This is a genomic window from Alcanivorax nanhaiticus, assembly GCF_000756665.1.
GTDB classification, from domain to species: domain Bacteria; phylum Pseudomonadota; class Gammaproteobacteria; order Pseudomonadales; family Alcanivoracaceae; genus Alcanivorax; species Alcanivorax nanhaiticus.
The window spans coordinates 89,323-112,280 of sequence record NZ_ARXV01000003.1 but is presented as its reverse complement, the minus strand read 5'-3'; the positions used below and the strand labels follow the sequence as shown (position 1 = coordinate 112,280).

Below are 22,958 nucleotides of genomic sequence, written 5' to 3'. Positions count from 1 at the left end.
CGCATTATAGCGGCCCCCGACCTGATCATCATCCCGGAACTTTTGTGCTTTTCTGCGTCTCGCATCTGGCGTCCAGCTTCAGGCACCTTATACTCTCCCGCCATGGGAAGAAGAAGTAATCCACGCATTCAAACCGTCAAGGGACGCGCGGCTGTTTTCATGCTGCGGTTGATTGGCTGCCTGCCATTTGTTGTTAACCGCTGGCTGGCCACCTTTATTGGCCATCTTGTCGCAGCCTTTCCTTCAGAAGCCCGCCGGGTTTCCGAAATCAATCTTGGGCTTTGCTATCCCGAATTATCTCCTGTCGAACGCCGACGTCTGGCACGCCAATCACTGGTGGAAAGCATCAAGAACACCTTCGAAATCGCTCTGTTCTGGTCTCGCCCCAACAGCGGCATGCAGCGCATTCAGTCTGTAGATGGAGGAGAAGCTCTCCAGGCCGCAGTCGATGCAGGCCAACCAGTGATGATCCTGGCCCCGCATCTGGGCTGCTGGGAGGTTCTCAATTTCTGGCTTGCCGATCACTATGATCTGCATGTGATGTTTGCCCCCTCAGGACTGCCAGAAGTAGACAACCTGGTGCGCGAGGGGCGCGAACATTTCGGTTCTACCATGTACCCCACCACAGCACGCGGCGTAGCCGGCCTGGTGCGGGCCATGCGCAAGGGAGCCATGACGGCCATTCTTCCCGATCAGGTTCCAGATCGACGCAGTGGACGCCATGCAGACTTCTACGGCCATTCCGCTTACACCGGCACACTCGCCTGTAAGCTGATCCAGCAGACGGGGGCTCGCCCCTTCATGGCCTGGGCCCAACGCCTGCCTGGCACACAGGGCTTTGAGCTTCGCTTCCGCCCTGCCGAGGAGTCCATCGCAGATGCGGACCTAGACGCCTCACTGAGCGCGCTGAATCGTTCTATCGAGGCCCTCATCAATGAAGGCCCAGAGCAATACCTGTGGAGCTACAAGCGATTTCGCCGCCCTCCTGAAGGCAAACGTGCCCCATATTGAGTTGGCAGAAACTTACCGCAAGTGATTATGAGTATTCACCTGATGAATGACCGTGGCCCTCGTTTCGCTTAACAGTTGATACCGAATCCGCTATACTCCGCGCGCAATTCCAACCCCCAGTTACACCCTAAAAGGCTGATTTCCAAAAGAATTCAGCAGGATTCGTAACAGAAAGCCGAGTAAGAGGGAAACGCTGTGCTAGAAGCCTATCGCAAACACGTAGAAGAGCGCGCCGCCGAAGGTGTGCCGCCCAAGCCGTTGAACGAGCAGCAGGTCGCCGACCTGGTTGAGCTGCTGAAGAACCCGCCGGCTGGCGAAGAAGATTTCATTCAGGACCTGTTCGTTAACCGCGTTCCGCCGGGCGTGGATCAGGCTGCTTATGTTAAAGCTGCATTCCTGACCGCTATCGTGAAAGGCGAAGCCAGTTCTCCCCTGATCAGCAAGACCCGCGCTATTGAGCTGCTGGGCACCATGCAGGGTGGCTACAACGTAGCTCCGCTGATCGCTGCTCTGGACGACGCCGAGCTGGCCGAAGTGGCCGCCGAGCAACTGAAAAGCACCCTGCTGGTATTCGATGCCTTCCACGATGTGGAAGACAAGATGAAAGCCGGCAACGCCAAGGCCAAGGAAGTGATCGAGTCCTGGGCTGAAGGCGAGTGGTTCACCAAGCGCCCTGATCTGGCAGAGAAAATGTCTCTGACCGTGTTCAAGGTAACCGGCGAAACCAACACCGATGACCTGTCCCCCGCCCAGGACGCCTGGAGCCGCCCGGACATCCCGCTGCACGGCAACGCCATGCTGAAAAACGCCCGTGACGGCATCTTCCCTGAGAAAGACGGCGAAATCGGTCCGCTGAAGCAGATGGAAGAACTGAAAGCCAAAGGCCTGCCCGTTGCCTACGTGGGTGACGTTGTGGGTACCGGTTCTTCCCGTAAGTCTGCTACCAACTCTGTGCTGTGGCACTTCGGTGATGACATCCCGTTCGTACCGAACAAGCGTGCTGGTGGTGTGTGTATCGGTGGCAAGATTGCTCCGATCTTCTTCAACACCATGGAAGATTCCGGCGCCCTGCCCTTCGAGTGCGACGTTTCCAAAATGGAAACCGGCGACCAGATCGACGTTTACCCGTTCGCGGGCAAGGTTGAGAAGAACGGCGAAGTGATCGCTGAATTCGATCTGCGTTCCCAGGTACTGCTGGACGAAGTTCGCGCTGGTGGCCGTATCAACCTGATCATTGGCCGTGGCCTGACCACCAAGGCGCGCGAAGCGCTGGGTCTGGATCCGTCTGAACTGTTCCGCAAGCCGGAGCAGCCCGGTGATTCCAACAAGGGCTACACCCTGGCCCAGAAAATGGTCGGTAAGGCCTGTGGCATGGAAGGCGTGCGCGCCGGCATGTACTGCGAGCCGAAGATGACCACCGTAGGTTCCCAGGACACCACCGGTCCGATGACCCGTGACGAACTGAAAGACCTGGCCTGTCTGGGCTTCCAGGCTGACCTGGTGATGCAGTCCTTCTGTCACACCGCCGCTTACCCCAAGCCGGTTGACGTGGAAACCCAGCACACCCTGCCCGACTTCATCATGAACCGTGGCGGTGTTTCCCTGCGTCCGGGCGACGGTATCATCCACTCCTGGCTGAACCGCATGCTGCTGCCTGATACCGTCGGTACCGGTGGTGACTCCCACACCCGTTTCCCCATGGGCATCTCCTTCCCGGCCGGTTCCGGTCTGGTCGCGTTTGCCGCCGCCACCGGCGTTATGCCGCTGGATATGCCGGAATCCGTACTGGTTCGCTTCAAGGGCAAGCGCCAGCCAGGCATCACCCTGCGTGACCTGGTACACGCCATTCCGCTGCAGGCCATCAAGGAAGGTCACCTGACCGTCGCCAAAGCTGGCAAGGTCAACGTGTTCTCCGGTCGCATCCTGGAAATCGAAGGTCTGGAAGAGCTGACCGTAGAGCAGGCGTTCGAACTGTCTGACGCCTCTGCGGAGCGTTCTGCTGCCGGTTGTACCATCACCCTGTCCGAAGACAGCGTGGCCGAGTACCTGAAGTCCAACATCACCATGCTGAAGTGGATGATCGCCAACGGTTACGGCGATGCCCGTACCATCGAGCGTCGTATCCAGGGCATGGAAGAGTGGCTGGCCAACCCGAGCCTGATGCGTGCCGACGCCGATGCCGAGTACCACACCGTCATCGAAATCGACATGGACCAGATCAAAGAGCCGGTACTGTGCTGCCCGAACGACCCGGACGATGCCAAAACCCTGTCCGAGGTGGCTGGCGCCAAGATCGACGAAGTGTTCATCGGTTCCTGCATGACCAACATCGGTCACTTCCGTGCTGCCGGTAAACTGCTGCAGAAAGTGGAAAGCGGCACCATGCCGACCCGTCTGTGGATCGCTCCGCCGACCAAGATGGATCAGCACCAGCTGACCGAAGAAGGCTACTACAACATCTTCGGCAGCGCCGGTGCGCGTACCGAGATGCCGGGCTGCTCCCTGTGTATGGGTAACCAGGCTCGCATCGCGCCGAAGTCCACTGCGGTATCCACCTCCACCCGTAACTTCCCGAACCGTCTGGGTCAGGGTGCGGATGTGTACCTGGCGTCTGCCGAACTGGCGTCTGTGGCGTCCATTCTGGGCAAGCTGCCGACCCCTGCAGAGTACATGGAATACGCGAACACCATCGACTCCATGTCCTCTGAAATCTACCGCTACCTGAGCTTCGACAAACTGCCGGAGTACCAGGAAGTGGCAGACAGCGTGAAGATCCCGGTTGCCCAGTCTGTTTAAGACCCGGTAATCGCTTCACCACAAAAAAGCCCGGCTTATGCCGGGCTTTTTTGTGGGCCACCCTGCGGCAGCTGCGCGCGTCATGCGACCTGCCAGGATCATCGCTTCGAGTATCGAGTTTCGAGTTTCGAGTTTCGAGTTTCGAGTTTCGAGTTTCGAAGAGCAAAACCCTCGTTGCTTCCGCTCTCAAGCATTATTCATGACACCTGGGGACCTTCACTGCAAGCGAATTTAGCGCCTGACCACCCCGCCATGTTTATTCTGGTTTTGCCTTTCGAAACTCGTTACTCGAAACTCGCTATCACCGTACTACGCTTCCAATGCCGCCAATGCACTCCTCAACCGCTCTGGAATCGGCACCGGTCTTCCCGTTTCCCGGTTCACAAATACGTGCACCACAAACCCGGTGGCCTTGGCCAAGCCGCTTTCGCCGAACAGTGCCAAGCCGTAACGCACAGAGCTGCTGCCCAACTTGTCCACCTTCATGCCGATCACCAGCTTGTCCGGGTAAGCCGCCGCTTCCAGATAATCACAGCCAGAGCTGACCACATAGGCAATATGCTCTCCCTCGTGAATATCCAACCCCCCCTCATCAATCAGATAACGATTAATGGTGGAATCGAAGTAGCTGTAATACACCACGTTGTTGATGTGACCGTAGATATCGTTGTCACGCCAGCGGGTATCTACCGGACACAGGTAGCCATATTCCTCACGCTCAGGGCGCGGGGCTTTCTTGCTCATATTCTCACCCTTTAAAACACTGCCTTATAGATGGCCAACGCATCGGCCTCTGTCACTTCACGGGGGTTGTTGACCAGCAAACGCTGCTGCAGCATGGCATCGGAGGCCAGAGTTTCGAGACTGTCTTCAGTAACGCCAGCCTCTCTCAGACGGGTAGGCAGCCCCACCTCTTCAATCAGCTTTTCCAACGCGGCAATCAGCACCCCTGCCCCATCCTCGTGATCGGCAAAAGGACGATCACTCAGAATCGGTGCCAGCTGGGCATAGAGCGGCGCAGCGTCACGGACGTTAAAGCGCAGCACCTCCGGCAGCACCAGGGAGTTACTCAACCCATGGGGGATATGGAAGTGACCGCCCAATGGATAGGCCAGTGCATGTACCGCCGCCACCGGGGCATTGGCAAACGCCTGACCTGCCATCATGGCACCCAGAAGGCAGGCTTCTCGGGCTGCGAGATTACCCCCTTCTTTCACCGCGTCCACCAGATTGTCCCCCAGCAAACGCAGGGCTTCTCTGGCCAGCATGTCGGAGTAAGGGTTTTTCTTGTGTGCACTAGTGTAGGCCTCAATGGCATGGACCATGGCGTCCACACCGGTGGCGGCAGTCACATGAGGCGGCAGTCGCAGTGTCAGTTCAGCATCAAGCACAGCCAGATCCGGCAAAAGTGAAGGTGCGACCACTCCTGCCTTGGTGGTTTCGCCGGTGGTCACAATGGCCACAGGAGTAACCTCAGAGCCGGTACCTGCGGTTGTTGGCACCTGTATCAATGGCAATCTTGGGCCCGTGGCCAAACCGACACCGTAAATATCCGTTAACGCCTGTGTCGCCCGGGGATGGGCCAGCAAGGCGACCAATTTGGCCACGTCCATGGAGGAGCCTCCACCAAAGCCGATCACCAGATCCGCCCCTGCCTCACGGGCCTGGTCTGCTGCCTCGATCACAATACGATCGGCCGGGTCAGCGCTAACATGATCGTAAATGCTCAACGGCATCCCGGCGCTTTGAAAACTCTCTTCTACCGGCCCTAACAAGGGCGTGCTGCGAATGCCTGGATCCGTCACCAGCATGACGTGACTGGCTCCCAATTCCTGACACAGCTGCGGAAGCCTTGCCGCCGCCCCCGCTTCTACCAGCACACGGTGAGTGGTGGCAAATTCGAAACCTGACATGGTGTAGTCTCCAAGGTCTTTTACCCTTGGATGCTACCACAGCGCAGGGAGACAATTGACGCCATACGGGATGCCTTTTGAGACAAAGACAGAGGAGAAAACAGAAGCGGGTATTGAGTGTCGAGTTACGAAAAGCGATACCCGAAACCTTTGAAAGCATTATTTACCACAGAGGTCACAGAGATCACCGAGAAAGGACCATGGGGTTTCTCTATGGGCGCTGTGGTGAAAGGGTTTTGATCCGGGCTTAGCTACTGACGAGCACAAGAACGACGCTAAAGCCGCGCGCTTGCATGAATCTTGCCCTGCTTGCCGTTAAATGTAATGCACAAAAAACGCGCCCGAAGGCGCGTTGTTCTGTTGGATCAAAAAGCAATCAGACGATGAAGTAGTTACTGGCGTTCTCGTTAATCTGGTCACTGACATACTTCGCCAAGGCATGCACCGTCCATTGGATCGGCGCACTCATGGACTCAGGAATGAGGCTCGAATCCGCCACGAACAGACCAGGTGTATCATGTAATTCCCCGCTGGGAGACACGACAGACTGATAAGGGTCCGTGCCCATCCGGCAAGTGCCATGGGGCGAGAAGCTGTTGGAGCGGAAGGTATACAGACCTTTGATTCCGTAATCGACCTTGTCCATCTTCGCATCCAGCTCAAATACTGAATCCGCTTCCAGACTCTGGAAAGTCGGCAGGAAGACTTTTTCCGCACCAGCCGAGAAGAAAATTCTTGCGGCCAGCGTAGCCGACGCTTTCATGTTCTCGAACTCTTCACGACTGGGATTGAAGTGAATGGTCTTGTCACCGGTGTAGGCATCACCATCCCACTGGACATAGCCCTTGCCGAGATCCTTACTGAACGCATTCACCCCGGCGTAGTACTTATAGTCCTTCATGAAATTGATGTGAGCCTTGCCCGCCTTCATGTCTCCCTGGGCAAGGAGCGATTCCGGCTCTGCCAGACCAGAGAAGATGGTATAGCCATCCGTATGCGTGAACTCATCCACCTGCACACCCACCAGAGCACCGCGGAAGCCATACAAGGGCTCCTTGAACTTGCCCAACACCTGAGTGAATGGCTGAATGGCCAGATTTCGACCCAGCTGACCACTGCGATCAGGAATTTGACTGCGTTGCAAAATCAGCGGCGTGTGGATGGCCCCGGCGGCCATCACCACCATGTCCGCATCCACATGCATATCTGCCACATGAGCACCGCTGTCTGGATCTACCACACGGGCTTCAAGCCCTCGGGCACGGCCATCACGGGTTTTGACCCTGATCACCTCGGTATCCGAGAAAACACGCGCGCCGTAGGCTGTCGCCCAAGGTAGATGGGTAACCAGAGAGCTCATTTTTCTGTCAGAGGGACAGCCCGCCAGACAGTGTCCGGTCAAGGCACACTGCTTCACGTTCCGCTGGGCCGGCTTCCACGAGAATTTCATTTTCTCGCAGCCCTGAATCACCTTGTGGGCACAGGCATTAATCTCATGAGCTTCGTTGGTATGGATCTGAAGCTCATCCGCCACCTTGTCGAGATAAGGACGGAATTTCTCTGCCGACAACGCATCAAGCCCATATTTCTCTGCCCAGCCATCGAGAATGGCATCACCAGGCTCTTCCATTACACAGGCGCCCACAACGGTTGATCCGCCTACACAGGCACCCTGAATGAAGATAATGTCAGCAGTGGTATTCACCTGACCTACCTGATCTTGGTAGATCTTGGTCATGGTATCGCCAAGATGCTCAGTAAACTCGGAGCTGGGATAGTAACGGCCAGACTCCAGCACCAGCACATCGCGACCGGCTTTGGCCATTTCATAAGCCACCATGGAACCTGCGGCACCAGACCCCACCACAACCACATCGGTTTTCAGGGTAAAGCGTTTGCCAAGACTCGGGTCCAGGGCCACGTCTTTTGCCTGGGTGACCGGCACCCCATCTCTTGGTACACGAACAAAAGCCATAATTCCCCCTATCAGGCTCTCGGCAGCGGCGCATTGCCGAGGCGACGAACACCCCAGGTTTCAGTCACAGGGCCGTGGTATTCCAGGCCCGGCCAGGTGCGGGAGTCGCGCCAGTAATTCAACGCAATCAAGGCCTTGAGAGTGGTCATTAAACCTCGTTCGAAGAACGCGCCTTCCTGCATGGCGTTGACATAATCCAACGCCTTGTCGTCCGGGAGGGAGGTGAACTTTCTGAATTTGAAGCTCACCATGGGACGATTATTGAACACCCAGATACCCAAACCCAGAAGATCACGGGTCTGCTCTGGCATACGCTGAGCCATCATGTCGATATTTTTGACGGTGGGAACCACGGAGGTGCTTGATGGAAGCCCGAATTGCTCGGCGGGCAACATCACCTCAGTCAGCCGGGTGATGACATCAATCTCATCTGGCTGAAGGCTATAGTATTCGAGGGTTTCAGGGGCATCCTTACGCCCAAACAGGCTGGCACAGCCGCTACTCAACGCAGCACTGGCAAGCACGGTAGTACGCAGGAAACCTCGGCGGCTGAGCGGTTCAAGCCCCGCCAGATAGCCGGGCAAAGGCGCACGGTTTTTATCCTTCATTACCCCTCTCCTGGGCAGGCCAGTCGTGGCCCTTGTTGTTATTGGTGGAGATTTCAGACCGAGTCTATAACAAACCGTAACAAACACCAAAGCTAACGGTGGCAGCGGTGACGTAAAAGCCGGTCTGCGGGGTAACCAGGTTCACCCACCAGCGGTGAACCTGGCTGCGTCTAAGCCATCTGCCGTGCGATGCGGGTTGCCAGTGCATACACCGTAATCTGCGGGTTCACGATGATCGAAGTTGGCAACAGGCTGGCGTCTGCCACATACAGCCCGGCGACATCATGGGTCTCGCCATTGGCCTTCACTACGCTCTGCAGGGGATCCGCGCCCATCCGACAAGTCCCCTGGGGGTGATAACTGACCATCCGAAGGTGCTGTGGCGCGTTCTCGAGGGAATCGACCTGATCATCGATATCGTCTTCAGAACGAATAATCCGCCGGTCACTGGCTGGCACATAGACTTCCGTCGCCCCTGAGGCTAGATGGAGTCTAGCGGCTGCCTTGATAGCTCGCTTCATTGAGGGGAAGTCCGCCTCACTAAGCTGGTAGTCAATCTGCTTGCGCTCGCCATCCCAGGAGATCGTTCCCACATTGTGATCATGGATCAGTGTTACCAGCCCAGCCAGGTCTCTGGCATTGGCCATGTATTCCATGAAGGGCTCCCCTGTGCCCGGCTCGGCCAGCATGGTCATTTCCACTATCCCGAAGCCGCCATCCTCGAGGATGAATCCCCCCTTGTCGGGATGCATGAATTCATCGATGTGAACCCCCAGCAATGCCCCTCGCCAGGGGTAGATGGGCTGAGGATAGCGGGCAGCAACCAGCAGTGAGGGGTGACAGGCGAAATTTTTGCCGACCTGGCCAGAACGATTGGCCAGACCGCTTTTCAGAAGCAGCACAGGCGTTTGCACTGCCCCGGCAGCCAGAACGACTCGCGGAGCCCGGACTGTCAGGGACGCCACCACGATCCCATCCTGGCCAGTGACCACAGCCTCTACGCCACTGGCTCTCCCTCCTTCTGTGAGCACTTTCTCCACTCGAGTATCCGCATAGATCTCTGCACCGTAGGCTTGGGCCCAAGGGAGATAGGTCACCAGCATGGATTGCTTGCGCTCTGTCTTGCAGCCTGACAGACAATGTCCGGTGAGCCCGCACTGGCGGATATTCCTGCGCAGGGGCTTGGTAGACCAGCCGAGTTTTCGGGCACCTTCGCGAATCACCTGGCCATGGCGGGCAATCTCATGCTCGCCATTGTCGTGGACGGAAAGATTACGCTCTACTTCATCAAAATAAGGGCCAAGTTCAGCTTCCGTCAGTTCAGACAACCCGAAATCACGCTGCCAGTCCTGCAGGATAAAATCCGGGGTACGGAAGCAGACGCACCCATTCACAACGGTCGAGCCGCCCACGCAGGCCCCTTGCAACACCAGCAAATCACCGCTGCTATTGGCCTGACCACCATGATCCTGGTAGAGCGTTTGCAGGCTATCCGTAAAGTCTTCAGTAAAGGCTTTGGAGGGCACATAAGGGCCCGCTTCGAGAATGATGACCCGCTTTCCCTGGCGGGCGAGTTCGTAGGCGGCGACAGCACCCCCAGCGCCTGAACCCACTACCACCACATCCGCTTCAAGGGTTATTTGGCTATCAGTCACATCAGTGGCCTGATGAACCTCAAGACCGGAGGCTTTCATGATCGGGCTACTCATACTGTCGTCTCCTGAGCGCTCACTTCCAAAGGCCCAGGCAGTGGGGCATTACCCAGATAGGAAAGCCCCCACTTGTCACTCACCGGCCCATCAAACTCAACCGGTTGCCAGGTCTGTGGATCCTGCCAATAGGCGCTATATACCAACTGCTTGAGCACCGTAGCCAAAGTACGCTGCAATACTCCGCCCTCCCCCCAACGATCCAGCATCTGTCGCGCTTCAGGGAGTTCCAGGTCCACAAACCGGCAACCGTGGGTGAACACCGCAATATTATCGAGCAGGCCGAGCCCGGCCCCGAGTTCCTTGCGGGTCACGGGGTCAAGGTAGTTGAGGGTTCGTTGAATATTCTGGACAACAGGGATGGCGGCACTATCCACCAACGCCGTACCGGCAACGGGCAAGAGCACCTCTCGTGCCCTGTCAAAGAGATGAAATTCGTCATCGGACAAATCAGCAGCCCAGCCAGGCCGCGAAACCGCATCTCGCGGGGACCGGCGCAATAGCGCGAAGCCTCCTGCGGCCACTGCCGCCACCGTCGCAACGCTTCCCAGCCCCCATTTGAGAAACTGCCGCCGGGCCAAACCCTGTTGCCAGACTCGCTGAATCTGTCGTGCCTGTGACTGGCTGTTCATCGCCATTCCTTACCCTGAAAACGTGCTATTCAAGCTAAAGAAAAGCCCAGATGAATACAATATGTTTACCGGACAGCCAAACTTGACCGGACAGTACAGTACAAAGCGACGATCAATGTTTGGGTGGAGGCTCCACCGGCACTCTCGGACCCACCGCCACCGGATCAAGGTGAATGATGACATCCGCCCCGGGAAACGCCTGCTTGATGCCGCTTTCGATACTGTCGGCAAGATCATGGGCGACCCGTAGAGTGAGGTTTTGATCCATGTCCAAATGCAACTGGATAAAACAAGTGCGACCACTTTGCCGGGTTCGCAGGTCATGGAATCCAAGTGCATCAGGGTGTGAGGCAACGATGGCTCCAATGCGGTTTCGCACGTCTGCGGGCATTTCTCGATCCAGCAGCAGTTGGCTGGATTCAGAGGCGATATGCCAGGCACTACGCAGGATAAACAGGGCAATCAATAGGCCGACAGCTCCATCCAGCCACAACCAACCAAAGCTGCTCACCGCCAACACAGCGATGATCCCCACATTGACGGCCAGATCCGACAAGTAATGCAGAGAATCTGCCTCAATGGCAGTTGAACCTGTCTGCTTGACCACATAACGCTGAATCATCAGCAGGCCAAAGGTCAGTGCAATGGAAACCACCATCACGCCAATCCCCACCATACTTGCTTCGATAGGCGTCGGGTCCATGAGCTTCAGCACGGATTGGTGAATCAGGAAGATGGAGGAACCGGCGATGAAAATTGCCTGCCCCAGCCCGGCGAGGGCCTCTGCCTTGCCATGGCCAAAACGATGCTCTTCGTCTGCAGGCACCAGTGAATAGCGAATCGCCACAAAGTTGATCAGGGAAGCCAGCGAATCCATCACTGAATCCACCAGCGAAGCGAGCATGCTGACCGAGCCTGTCATCAGCCAGGCCACCGTCTTCGCTGCTATCAGTATCAACGCCGTCGCCACGGACGACAGGGCCGCTATCAACAGCAGGCGATGTTCTCGGTTACTGCCGTCACTCATCAGACAGACTCATATCAGGATTACTGTTTGGGCAGGTATTGCATGGGATCGACAGGCTTACCGTCACGGCGCACCTCAAAATGCAGCTGGGTACGATACGTTCCGGACGCTCCCATAGTGGCGATTTTCTGCCCGGCCTTCACCACATCGCCTTCTTTGACAAGCATCGAATCATTATGGGCGTAAGCACTTAACCAGCGTTCATTATGTTTGAGAATCAGCAGATTGCCATAGCCGGTTAAGCCGCTTCCGCGATAGACCACACGACCATCAGCGGCCGCCACCACGGGACTGTTCTGCCGACCGCTAATGGCAATCCCCTTACGCCCCGTGGAAGAAGATGAAAAACGCTCAACTACCGTCCCGCTGGCTGGCCAGCGCCAGGTTACAGGACCAACCGTTTTGGCACCGCCGGAGGATGTTGAAGGCTTGCTCGTCACGGGTTTGCTTGCCGGCTTGCTCGGTACTGGCCTGGCTTCCGGTTTGCTTGAAGTAGAAGATGTAGTGGCAGGCTTCGGCTTACTGGCCGGCTTCGTCGTGTCTGACTTCAGCGCCAGCGAGATTCGCTGGCCAGGGTAAATGGTATAGGGCGCAGGAATATTATTGGCGGCCCCCAACTCACGATAATCCCAACCGTAACGCCAGGCGATAGAGTACAGGGTCTCCCCTTCCCTGACATGATGCGTTCCGGAGGTGACTTTCCGTTGTCGGGTATCCTGCCCGTAAATATCCACCACCGGGGCCAGGCTGGCACTGCAGCCACTCATCAGCACGAGAAAGACCGTCGCCACCATCGTGCGAATCAGTTCTGTCATTTTCCTGCTGTGATTGCTGATACGAATCGTCCTCAAACGCCGCTGAAGGAATCAGTCTTGCCGGGAAGTCATGGCATCATTATGCACAGGAGCCAACCGATGCAGTAGCCAGACCAAAGCGATAGCGGTGAGCGCGGTAGCGATGGCAAACAAGGTCTGGGCATTTTCCCCTGTCGTGGCCGCATAACCGGCAGGACTGAACCATTGGTCTTGCAACCCGGAAGCATCCGCGACACGCCAAGGCCAGAGTTTCACCAGCGACCCAGCCATAAAGCCGGCCAGCAACGCCATGACGGTGTCGTGATAACGATGCAGGGTCCATTTCAAAATATGCACGAAGCTCAACAGGCCAATCGCACACCCGGACATGAACGCCAACAAGAGGGGCAACTGCAAGCTTTTAACAGCTTCCAGCACCGGCTGATACATGCCCAGTAAAAGAAGGATAAAACTTCCGGAAATGCCGGGCAGAATCATGGCACAGATCGCCAGCATACCGCTGAGAAAGAAAACCAGTGCACTGCCACCACCGGACAAGCCTGGGGCCAGGCCAATCATCACCGCGATCACGGTGCCGGCAAGCAGTGCCAATCCCTGAACCAGCCCCCTCTTCTGCAAGGGAGCCAACACCAGAAAAATACTCGCCAGAATCAGTCCGCTGAAAAATGCCCACACGGGAACGGGGTGGTTTTCGAGCAACCAGGTGATCAGGCGTGCCAGCAACGCGATGCTGGTGAAAATACCCGTCAGCAGGGTTAACAAAAAGGTCAGGTTCGCCTGTTGCCAAAAAGCCGCAAAACCTTCACGACGCCAGACACCCAACAAACGCGGGGTAAAACCACCGAGCGTATCGATCAGCTCTTCATAGATACCGGTAATCAATGCCAAAGTGCCGCCGGACACCCCCGGCACCACGTCCGCCGCGCCCATGGCCATACCACGAAAGAAAATACCGGGTTGAATCATTGATTGTCCTCATACACCAAGCCATACAGCTGGCATGATTTCGGGTTTGTTATTCTCGAGCGAGTTTCAAGTTTCGAAAAGCAAAAACGAAAAACCACAAAATGGAATAGGTTTTCGCTTCTCGCTTTCAGGTTTTCGCAACTCGTACCTCGTAACTCGCTTTTACCGCATCACCCCGCGCTGGAATGGCACAAACCGCACCGCATCCAGCGACTGGGTATGGAACTCATCACCTTCACGATCGACGACCGTCAGGATCTGCTTTCGATCATCCCCTACCGGCATGACCAGACGACCACCATCGGCCAGTTGTTCCAGCAGGTCATCCGGGATATCCGGGCGCGCGCAGGCCGCCAGGATGCCATCAAACGGAGCCTCGCTTTTCCAGCCAAAGCCACCATCGGCATGCTTCAACTGCACCTTGGCCAGTCCCAGGCGCAAAAGTCGTTTTCTCGCCTGCTCCTGTAAGGGTCGGATGCGTTCCACGGAATAAAGTTCATCGCAGAAGGGAGCCAATACGGCCGTCTGGTAGCCACAGCCTGTGCCAATCTCCAGCACCTTTCCTCGACGTCCAGCATCCATCAGCAGTTCGGTCATGCGTGCCACCACCCAGGGCTGGGAGATGGTTTGACCATGACCAATAGGCAAGGCGGTATCGTCATAGGCCTGATGGGCCAGGGCTTCTTCGATGAAAAAATGACGTGGTGTGTTGCGGATCGTATCCAGCACCCGGTCATCCTCAATGCCAGTCTCACGCAAGCGCTGCACCAGACGATCCCGAGTCCGCGCAGAGGTCATGCCGATGCCGCTGAGTTGGATATCCATGTTGTAGTTCGTTCTCTATGCAGAAGGCTCCGGTGAGCGCACCAGTTCTGCCATGACTGTTGTTGCAAACGCACCTGCGGGCAGCCTGAATGCCACCTGCAGGGTGTTTTCCCCTTCCTGATCCTGCTGTAAGGACCACTGCAAGTCCTGTACCGGTAACCGGGTAGCGCGGCGAATTTCATCCACCCCTTCCCGACATAACCCGTCAATAACGGCCTGACTCGGCGCCAGAATCTGCTGTTCCAACTGCCGACAAGGGCCAGATGATGCCATGCCCGCAACGCCCGGCATAGGGGCTGTGGGGTGGACTTCGCCGCTGATAACCCGTGCCGCAGCTTCAGCGTCATCATCTGCCATAAACAAACCGCGACTTCCCTCCGGCTGCAGGATGTCACCCGCCAGAACCCGGTTCCAGACTCCCCGGCTCACCCGCTCGGCCAGTACCTGATTGAACAGATCGCTACGTACCGCAGACAGCCAGATACTGCGAAGCGCTTTCTTTCGTGGTGCTTCGCCGCCCATGAGCCACTCTTTGCCTCGCACAAGGTTGCCGGCACCACGGCCAAAACGTTGCTCACCGAAATAGTTGGGAATCCCTTGGGCTGCAATCGCGTCCAGCCGTGCTTCCAGTAAATCCGCATCACCGCAGAAGTGCGTGGCCCGGATCACGAAGCGATTGGCACGGTGGGTACCACGATTCAGCTTGCGACGGTGTCGCAGGGCCTGCATCAGGTGAACGCCTTCCGGCCAGTCGAAATCCGGGTCCACCTTGCCGGGCAGATGCAGACTGAACCACTGACGGGTCACTGCATGCTTGTCCTTCAGACCGCTATAACCCACTGAAAGGCGGTGAATGCCTGCGGCTTTGGCCAACCACATGGCCACATCCTCAGTGTTCCAGCCGGTTTTTTCGATCTCCAGCCACAGATGCTCACCCTCACCCTCCGGGGTCACATGCATGCATTCGAAAACCTGGAAGTCTTCCGGGCAAGCCTTGAGCGAAGCCTCGGCCACCGGGCCACCATGGGCATGGGGCAAACTCATACGGATTCCAGCAGCACCGCCGCCTGAACGGCAATGCCTTCATTACGTCCAGTGAAACCGAGCTTTTCCGTGGTGGTGGCTTTTACCGAGATTTGCGCGACCTGACACCCCAGCAGTTCGGCGATCCGCTCACGCATAACGAGAATGTGCGGGGCCAGCTTGGGGGCCTGACAGATAAGGGTCAGATCTGCATTGCCCAGCTGCCAGCCAGCTGCAGTTATGTCCTGATAGATGGCTTGCAGCAGTTTGCCGGAATCGGCCCCTTTCCACTGAGGGTCGGTATCCGGAAAATAGTGGCCAATGTCGCCAAGTGCCAACGCACCCAACAAGGCATCAGACAGTGCATGCAGGGCCACATCGCCATCGGAATGAGCCTTGAGGCCATGGGTATGGGGAATGGCCACCCCGCACAGCATCACATGATCACCGTCATCAAAGGCATGAACATCAAAGCCCTGACCAATCCGTATCGCCATCACAGCCCTCCCTGCTCTTCGAATTGTCGGGCCAGATAGAAACGGGCCAGTGGCAGATCCTCCGGTACCGTTATCTTGATATTGTCGCTGTGCCCGGCCACCAATGCAGGACGCCAGCCCTGCCGCTCCATGGCGGATGCCTCATCGGTGACGGCAGCAAGGTCACCACTTAGCGCCTCATAGAGGGCAGCAGCAGGGAATAGTTGTGGCGTTAGCGCACGCCAGACGAACTCACGATCCAATGTCTTCTCAATGCGCTGATCAGCGCCGGCCTGCTTGATGGTATCCACCACTGGCAGGCCAAGAATGGCACCCTGCTCCGTTGTGGCTGCCAACAAGCTCTGGATATCGGAGAGGCGAACCAATGGCCGGGCCATATCATGCACCAGTACCCAGGCATCTTCACCGCCATCCATCAGCACCTGGGCAACCGCATTGCGAACCGAGTCAGCACGACTTTCACCACCAGTAACCGCATGAATACGGCGATGGGTCGCCACCGGCAACGTTGGCCACCAGGGATCATCGGCGGACACCGCCACCACCACGCTTTCGATAGGCGCAAAAGAAAGCAAGCGCTGCAGGGTATGTTCGGTAATGGTTTTGCCAGCCAGTGTCAGGTACTGCTTGGGAATACCTGCTTTCATTCGCTGGCCGACACCAGCTGCTGGCACAACGGCATAAAGAGGACCACGGATTACCGGATTCACTCGGTACTCCCTGGTTGTTCGAGGATCAGAAAAAAGGTTTCACCCTTGCGGATCATACCCAAATCCTTGCGAGCGATTTCTTCCACCGCTTCGGTACCCTGTTTCAGGTCTTTAACGTCAGCAGCCATCAGGCGATTGCGCTCTGCCAGCTTGGCATTGGCTTGCTTTAGTTCAGCAACATCGTCCTTGAGACTGGCCACGTGCCGAACACTGCCTTCACCGAACCACAGACGCGCCTGTAGCCCCAGAAACACCAGGGCCAGCACAGCGAAAACCACCTGACGAGCGGGTGACAGCTTGAGTGCTGCCCGCTTGCCCTCCAGTGGTGACGCCTTGCTGGCCCGGGTGTCGCTCATCAGGGATTAGCCGAGGAACTTGAACTCTTTGCGGCCATGGTAGGCAACGCGACCCAGCTCCTGCTCGATGCGGATCAGGCGGTTGTACTTGGCCACACGGTCGGAACGGCACAGGGAACCGGTCTTGATCTGCCCAGCAGCGGTAGCGACAGCCAGATCAGCAATGGTGCTGTCTGCGGTTTCACCGCTACGATGAGAGATCACCGCGGTGTAGCCAGCATCCTTGGCCATCTTGATGGCTTCCAGGGTTTCGGTCAGGGAACCGATCTGGTTGAACTTGATCAGGATGGAGTTAGCCACACCTTCATCGATCCCCTTCTTGAGGATCTTGGTGTTGGTCACGAACAGATCGTCGCCCACCAGCTGTACCTTGTTGCCCAGCTTCTCGGTAAGGATCTTCCAACCTTCCCAGTCAGACTCGTCCATACCATCTTCGATGGAGATGATCGGGTAACGGTCGCACAGCTCTGCCAGGTAATCGGCAAACTCGGCGGAAGTCATGCTGCGGCCCTCACCGGCCAGCACGTACTTGCCATCCTTGTAGAATTCGCTGGAGGCACAGTCGAGCGCCAGAGTCACGTCTTCGCCTGCCTTGTAGCCAGCAATTTCGATGGCTTCCATGATGGCTTCCAAAGCCGCTTCATTGCTGGGCAGGTCAGGTGCGAAACCACCTTCATCTCCCACAGCGGTGTTCAGACCACGCTTCTTCAGAACGCCTTTCAGGGCGTGGAAGATTTCCGCGCCGTAGCGAATCGCTTCTGCCACGGTGGAGGCACCCACCGGCTGCACCATGAACTCCTGGATGTCCACGTTGTTATCAGCGTGCTCACCGCCGTTGATGATGTTCATCATCGGTACCGGCAGAGAGTATTCGTTGTCATCGTCCTGCAGATCGGAGATGTACTCGTACAGGGGCTTGCCCTGATCAGCTGCAGCGGCCTTGGCTACCGCCAGAGACACCGCCAGAATCGCGTTGGCGCCCAGCTTGCCTTTGTTCTCGGTACCGTCGGCGTCGATCATGGCCTGGTCGATGCCTCTCTGATCAGAGGCTTCTTTACCGATCAGCAGTTCACGAATCTCGGAGTTCACGTTCCCCACGGCCTTGGTAACGCCTTTGCCCAGGTAACGGCTCTTGTCGCCATCACGCAGCTCCAACGCTTCACGGGAACCGGTTGAGGCACCGCTGGGAGCGCAGGCACTGCCGGTTGCGCCAGACTCGAGAATCACATCGGCTTCGATGGTGGGGTTGCCGCGGGAATCCAGAATTTCGCGGGCTTTGATGTCAACGATCTTGGACATGACAGTCAATCTCTCTTAATCAGTGGTTTTCGAAGGCAGGCAGTGCCTTGACGGTATTATCCAGGGTTTGCATCTGGGCAAGGAATGGCTCCAGACGGTCCAGACGCAGGGCGCAGGGGCCATCGCATTTGGCATTATCCGGGTCAGGATGGGCTTCAAGGAACAGTCCGGCAATGCCCTGACTGATCCCGGCACGGCCCAATTCAGCCACCTGTGCACGGCGACCATCGGCGCTATCGGCGCGACCACCCGGCTTCTGCAGCGCATGGGTCACATCGAAGAACACCGGGTAGTTGAATTTTTTCATGATGCCGAAGCCGAGCATGTCCACTACCAGGTTGTTGTAACCAAAGCTGGAGCCACGCTCACACAGAATCAGCTGATCGTTTCCGGCATCCTCACACTTGTGCAGTATGTGTCCCATTTCGTGGGGGGCCAGGAACTGGGGCTTCTTGATATTGATGATGGCATTGGTCTTCGCCATCGCTACCACCAAATCCGTCTGCCGCGCCAGGAAGGCAGGCAGTTGAATGATGTCGCATACTTCAGCCACCGGTGCCGCCTGGTAGGGCTCATGCACATCAGTGATCACCGGACAGTTGAAGGTCTTCTTCACTTCTTCGAAGATTTTCAGCCCTTCCTCCATCCCCGGCCCGCGATAGGAGTTCAGGGAGGAACGGTTGGCCTTGTCAAAGCTGGCCTTGAACACCCATGGGATGTTCAGCTTGGCAGTCACCTCGGCGTAGGCCTCGGCCACTTGCATGGCCATATCCCGGGATTCCAACACATTCATGCCGCCAAACAGCGCCATTGGCTTGTCGTTACCAAATTCCAGTTCGCCGAGGCGAATCACTTTCTGATCACTCACAGGGCACTGCTCCTTGTGTGCGTTTATTGCGCAGCCTTGTGCAACAGGGCTGCTGCCACATAACCCTTGAACAGCCCGTGGCCGTCACGAGGCGTGGAAGTAAATTCCGGGTGGAACTGACAGGCCACAAACCACGGATGGTCTGCCACCTCGATCACTTCTACCAACTCGCCATCAACAGAACGGCCAACAATTTTGAGGCCTGCCTCTTCCAAAGCCGGCAGGTAATTGTTGTTCACTTCATAACGGTGACGATGACGTTCAACAATACGTGTTGCGCCATAACATTCGGCAGCGCGACTACCGGCTTCCAACACACACTCCTGGCCGCCAAGACGCATGGTGCCGCCCAGATCGGATTCAGCAGAGCGCTGTTCCTTGCGGCCGTCTTCCGTGGTCCATTCGGTAATCAAGCCGACCACAGGGTCCGGGGTCCCAGGTTTCAGCTCGGAAGAATGCGCCTGCTGGATGCCGGCCACATCGCGGGCATATTCGATCACTGCCAGCTGCATGCCCAGGCAGATGCCCAGATAAGGCACCTTGTTTTCACGGGCAAAGCGAATCGCTGCAATCTTGCCTTCGGTACCCCGGTCGCCGAAACCACCAGGCACCAGAATCGCATCCAGATTCTCCAGCACTGCTGTGCCGTCACGTTCAATATCTTCCGCATCCAGATACAGGATGTTGACCTTGGCACGGTTACTGATACCCGCGTGGATCAGGGCTTCGTTGAGAGACTTGTAGGCATCGGCCAACTCGATGTACTTGCCCACCATTCCCACGGTCACTTCCGCTTCCGGGTTCAGCTGGGCTTCAACTACACGATCCCACTCGCTCAGATCCGGTTCAGGCAAATCCAGCCCAAACTTCTCGACCACAATGGCATCCAGACCCTGCTCGTGCATGCCGCGGGGCACCTGGTAAATGGTCTTGCAGTCCGGTGACGAAATCACCGCACGGGCTTCCACGTTGGTGAACAGGGCGATTTTTTCACGGGCGCTCTGCGGAATCGGGTCATCTGCGCGGCAAACCAGAATATCCGGCTGCAAACCAATGGAACGCAGTTCTTTCACTGAGTGCTGGGTGGGCTTGGTCTTGATTTCACCAGCCGTAGCGATATAGGGCACCAGCGTCAGATGGACCAGCAAGGACTGGCTGGAACCCAGCTCCACACGCATCTGGCGCGCGGCTTCCAGGAACGGCAGGGATTCAATATCACCTGCGGTACCACCGATTTCCACGATGGCAACATCAGCATCCCCTGCCCCTTCACGAATCTTGAGCTTGATCTCGTCAGTGATATGCGGGATCACCTGAACGGTAGCTCCCAGGTATTCGCCACGGCGCTCTTTGTCCAGCACGTCCTGATAGACACGGCCAGTGGTAAAGCTGTTGCGACGGCTCAGGCGAGTACGAATAAAACGCTCGTAGTGACCCAGATCCAGATCGGTCTCAGCGCCATCTTCGGTCACAAACACCTCACCGTGCTGGTAAGGGCTCATGGTGCCCGGATCCACATTGATGTAGGGATCCATTTTGATCAGGGTGACTTTGAGGCCGCGGGCCTCCAGCAAGGTGGCCAGAGAAGCAGAGGTAATCCCCTTACCCAGGGAAGACACCACACCGCCAGTGACAAAGATGAAACGTGACATGCACTCACCAGATTGCTTGGGAACTGCTGGTACCACCTCAGCTAAGAGAGAGAAACCGCTGATTCCCTTATGGATTAGTAGCGCGCCATCAAGTGTGAACCGGCCCCAATAAAAAAAACACCCTGCTCATGACATCACGGGCAAGGGTTGCTCTTTGATCGGGTTGGCCAGCTACGCAAGTGATGGATGAACACCTGAAATTTCAGGGGCTTGCGCTACATCAGGACGGGAGAAAATATTAACAGAAGCGGTCGCCCGCCTCAATCGGGAATCTGCATCTTGAAGGAATAATTTACTGTCCGGGAGCCGCACACTCCGACCACCGCCAGGGATTCAGTGCCGGGAATCCATGCACTGAGCCAGCACCTCTGAAAATGGAGCCTCCTCCATGGAGCCAAATGCAGAATGGCGGGCCAGTCGCGCACGGCTGGCCTTGGGGCTGGAGATGCCACACAGGAAACGGGCCAGCTGACGAGGCGTGGACAAGGCGGCATGCTCCTCTTTTTGCACTGAACGGATCACTGACGGATCCACATCCCTGCGCGCTCTGGCTGGCATACTGGCAACCAGTCCCTGGCAAGCGCTGCATTGGCCGCATGGCTCAGCCAGTGATTCACCGAAATAAGCGACCAAGGCCTGCTGATAACAAGGACTTTGTTGTGCCCATTCCGTCACCTGTTGGAGACGGTCGATGTCACGCTGCTCACGAAGCTGAAACTGGGACTGTAATCTGGCGATCAATTCCTGGCTCGACGCAGGCATAGCCACTTTGCGAAAAGCCTGGCGCACCCCCGCCACCTGCAATTCCACCATGCCCTGCTGCTCCAGATAATTCAGCGCGTTGAGGATTCTCATCCTTTCCACCTGCAATTCACGAGCCGCCTCAATAGGCTTCAAGGTAAGCCAGGTTCTGCCCTTTTTACCTGATGAGAAAAGCGCTTCCAGAAAATCGGCTCGCTGTGAATCAAAATGGGCCAGCACCTGCTCCTGAGGAATGATAAAGCCCACTTTGTATTCAGTGTAAAACGGTGCCGTTGCCCGGATAACCCCCTCCAGTTCCAAATAGGTGAGCAGCGTATTGATCACCAGAGGACGCACGTCAAATTGCCCGGACAGTTCATGCACCGATACATCGAACTGATCCGGCTGGCTCAGCAACCCGTTAATCAACCCCGACAGGGATTCATCATCGGGGGTATCGCCATAGGTAAAGTTTTCCAGCACCGTCAAATCATCTAGGCTGGCCAACAACGTGCAATGGGCGCGTTCGCCATCCCGTCCTGCCCGACCAATTTCCTGCATGTAATTTTCCAACGACTTGGGCAAGTTGTAGTGGTAGATAGCTCGGATGTCGGATTTGTCGATCCCCATGCCAAAAGCAATGGTGGCAACCACCACGTCCACCGCACCGGACATGAAGGCTTCCTGTACCTGATGACGCCTGTCGTCTTTCAACCCGGCATGATAGGCCTGCGCGGAGACACCCTTGCGCTTCAGAAAAGCGGCCACTTGCTCCGCGGTTTTCTGCAGGGTCACGTATACAATAGATGCCCCCGTGGAGGCAGAAATAATCTGACGATACAGCTGGTCGTTACGCTCCTCAGCGGCACAAGGCATGACACCAATCAGCAGATTCGGCCGAAAGAATCCGGTTTGCACATGATCCGCCTGGGCAATGGCAAAGCTGCTGCGAATCTGTTCAGCCACCTGCGGGGTTGCCGTGGCTGTCAGGGCCAGCACTCTGCCCACCTTCAGTTCATCGGCCAGTCGAGCCAGCTTGAGATAATCGGGCCGGAAGTTATGCCCCCATTCAGAGACACAGTGGGCTTCATCGACTGCCATCATGCTGATATTCAGGCGCTTGAGCCGCGCCAGAAAACGCTCGTTAGCCAGCCTTTCCGGTGCCACATACAACAGCTTGATGCTCCCCGTCTCCAGCCCCTGATAGATTCGCTTCAGTTCATCCCCGTCCACACTGGAGTCCAACCGGGCTGCCGGAATATTCAGGGCATTGAGCTGATCCACCTGATCTTTCATCAACGCGATCAGCGGCGATACGACCAGGGTTAATCCCTCCAGCATCAATGCTGGCAGCTGGTAACAGAGGCTTTTTCCTCCCCCAGTGGGAAACACCGCCAGGGCTGAACGTCCGGACAACAGCGTTTCGATAACCTGCTGCTGGCCAGGGCGGAACGCCCTGAGCCCGAAGGTTTCCTGTAAACGCTGTTGCATGACTTCCAACATGACATTCCTCTGCTTCTGGGGGAGTGAGGGAG

Annotated in this window: 20 protein-coding genes; 2 read left to right on the top strand and 18 right to left on the bottom strand. The window is 56.8% G+C overall.

Features of this window, described 5'->3' with window-relative positions:
- Positions 1 to 159: 159 nt before the first annotated feature.
- Positions 160 to 1,011 (top strand): lysophospholipid acyltransferase family protein, encoded by an 852-nt coding sequence (locus Y5S_RS04565; RefSeq protein WP_231552625.1) that lies wholly within the window; start codon positions 160 to 162, stop codon positions 1,009 to 1,011.
- Between the two features lie 195 nt (positions 1,012 to 1,206).
- Positions 1,207 to 3,807, top strand: a complete 2,601-nt coding sequence (locus Y5S_RS04560; protein WP_035230881.1) for a bifunctional aconitate hydratase 2/2-methylisocitrate dehydratase — start codon at positions 1,207 to 1,209, stop codon at positions 3,805 to 3,807.
- A gap of 309 nt (positions 3,808 to 4,116) precedes the next feature.
- Here Y5S_RS04560 and Y5S_RS04555 read toward each other — a convergent pair whose 3' ends face one another.
- The 18 genes from Y5S_RS04555 to Y5S_RS04470 all read right to left on the bottom strand — a co-directional run bounded on the left by Y5S_RS04555 (position 4,117) and on the right by Y5S_RS04470 (position 22,926).
- Entirely contained in the window at positions 4,117 to 4,551 is a 435-nt protein-coding gene (locus tag Y5S_RS04555) for an acyl-CoA thioesterase (RefSeq protein WP_035230880.1), read from the bottom strand.
- Positions 4,552 to 4,562: 11 nt separating this feature from the next.
- Positions 4,563 to 5,720 carry an iron-containing alcohol dehydrogenase gene (locus tag Y5S_RS04550; RefSeq protein ID WP_035230879.1) on the bottom strand — a complete coding sequence of 386 codons (1,158 nt, stop codon included), beginning with the start codon at positions 5,718 to 5,720 and terminating at the stop codon, positions 4,563 to 4,565.
- A gap of 376 nt (positions 5,721 to 6,096) precedes the next feature.
- Positions 6,097 to 7,695 (bottom strand): FAD-dependent oxidoreductase, encoded by a 1,599-nt coding sequence (locus Y5S_RS04545; protein WP_035230878.1) that lies wholly within the window; start codon positions 7,693 to 7,695, stop codon positions 6,097 to 6,099.
- An 11-nt stretch (positions 7,696 to 7,706) separates the two neighbouring features.
- Positions 7,707 to 8,303: a transcriptional initiation protein Tat gene (locus Y5S_RS04540; RefSeq protein ID WP_035230877.1), complete on the bottom strand. Its 597-nt coding sequence runs from the start codon at positions 8,301 to 8,303 to the stop codon at positions 7,707 to 7,709.
- A gap of 170 nt (positions 8,304 to 8,473) precedes the next feature.
- Positions 8,474 to 10,012: an FAD-dependent oxidoreductase gene (locus Y5S_RS04535; protein WP_035230876.1), complete on the bottom strand. Its 1,539-nt coding sequence runs from the start codon at positions 10,010 to 10,012 to the stop codon at positions 8,474 to 8,476.
- Positions 10,009 to 10,644 carry a gluconate 2-dehydrogenase subunit 3 family protein gene (locus Y5S_RS04530; RefSeq protein ID WP_052041398.1) on the bottom strand — a complete coding sequence of 212 codons (636 nt, stop codon included), beginning with the start codon at positions 10,642 to 10,644 and terminating at the stop codon, positions 10,009 to 10,011. Before Y5S_RS04530 ends, Y5S_RS04535 begins: the two co-directional genes overlap by 4 nt.
- Positions 10,645 to 10,756: 112 nt before the next feature.
- The gene (locus Y5S_RS04525) at positions 10,757 to 11,671 is read right to left on the bottom strand and encodes a cation diffusion facilitator family transporter (RefSeq protein ID WP_081939668.1); all 915 of its coding nucleotides are present in this window, start codon (positions 11,669 to 11,671) and stop codon (positions 10,757 to 10,759) included.
- A gap of 20 nt (positions 11,672 to 11,691) precedes the next feature.
- Positions 11,692 to 12,486 (bottom strand): peptidoglycan DD-metalloendopeptidase family protein, encoded by a 795-nt coding sequence (locus tag Y5S_RS04520; RefSeq protein ID WP_035230875.1) that lies wholly within the window; start codon positions 12,484 to 12,486, stop codon positions 11,692 to 11,694.
- Between the two features lie 51 nt (positions 12,487 to 12,537).
- Positions 12,538 to 13,452, bottom strand: a complete 915-nt coding sequence (locus Y5S_RS04515) for a DUF368 domain-containing protein (RefSeq protein ID WP_035230874.1) — start codon at positions 13,450 to 13,452, stop codon at positions 12,538 to 12,540.
- Positions 13,453 to 13,614: 162 nt separating this feature from the next.
- Entirely contained in the window at positions 13,615 to 14,277 is a 663-nt protein-coding gene (locus Y5S_RS04510) for a protein-L-isoaspartate(D-aspartate) O-methyltransferase (RefSeq protein ID WP_035230873.1), read from the bottom strand.
- Between the two features lie 15 nt (positions 14,278 to 14,292).
- The gene (gene truD / locus Y5S_RS04505; protein WP_035230872.1) at positions 14,293 to 15,321 is read right to left on the bottom strand and encodes a tRNA pseudouridine(13) synthase TruD; all 1,029 of its coding nucleotides are present in this window, start codon (positions 15,319 to 15,321) and stop codon (positions 14,293 to 14,295) included.
- Complete coding sequence (gene ispF / locus Y5S_RS04500) at positions 15,318 to 15,797, bottom strand: 2-C-methyl-D-erythritol 2,4-cyclodiphosphate synthase (RefSeq protein WP_035230871.1); 480 nt, start codon at positions 15,795 to 15,797, stop codon at positions 15,318 to 15,320. The genes truD and ispF overlap by 4 nt, the downstream gene beginning before the upstream one ends.
- Positions 15,797 to 16,507, bottom strand: a complete 711-nt coding sequence (gene ispD, locus Y5S_RS04495; RefSeq protein WP_081939667.1) for a 2-C-methyl-D-erythritol 4-phosphate cytidylyltransferase — start codon at positions 16,505 to 16,507, stop codon at positions 15,797 to 15,799. Before ispD ends, ispF begins: the two co-directional genes overlap by 1 nt.
- A complete protein-coding gene (locus Y5S_RS04490; protein ID WP_081939666.1) occupies positions 16,504 to 16,863 on the bottom strand; it encodes an FtsB family cell division protein in 360 nt (119 codons plus the stop codon). The genes ispD and Y5S_RS04490 overlap by 4 nt, the downstream gene beginning before the upstream one ends.
- A gap of 6 nt (positions 16,864 to 16,869) precedes the next feature.
- Positions 16,870 to 18,162 carry a phosphopyruvate hydratase gene (gene eno, locus Y5S_RS04485; RefSeq protein ID WP_035230870.1) on the bottom strand — a complete coding sequence of 431 codons (1,293 nt, stop codon included), beginning with the start codon at positions 18,160 to 18,162 and terminating at the stop codon, positions 16,870 to 16,872.
- Positions 18,163 to 18,181: 19 nt separating this feature from the next.
- The gene (gene kdsA / locus Y5S_RS04480; RefSeq protein ID WP_035230869.1) at positions 18,182 to 19,030 is read right to left on the bottom strand and encodes a 3-deoxy-8-phosphooctulonate synthase; all 849 of its coding nucleotides are present in this window, start codon (positions 19,028 to 19,030) and stop codon (positions 18,182 to 18,184) included.
- A 23-nt stretch (positions 19,031 to 19,053) separates the two neighbouring features.
- Complete coding sequence (locus Y5S_RS04475; protein WP_035230868.1) at positions 19,054 to 20,682, bottom strand: CTP synthase; 1,629 nt, start codon at positions 20,680 to 20,682, stop codon at positions 19,054 to 19,056.
- A 333-nt stretch (positions 20,683 to 21,015) separates the two neighbouring features.
- Positions 21,016 to 22,926: a RecQ family ATP-dependent DNA helicase gene (locus tag Y5S_RS04470; protein WP_035230867.1), complete on the bottom strand. Its 1,911-nt coding sequence runs from the start codon at positions 22,924 to 22,926 to the stop codon at positions 21,016 to 21,018.
- Positions 22,927 to 22,958 lie beyond the last annotated feature (32 nt).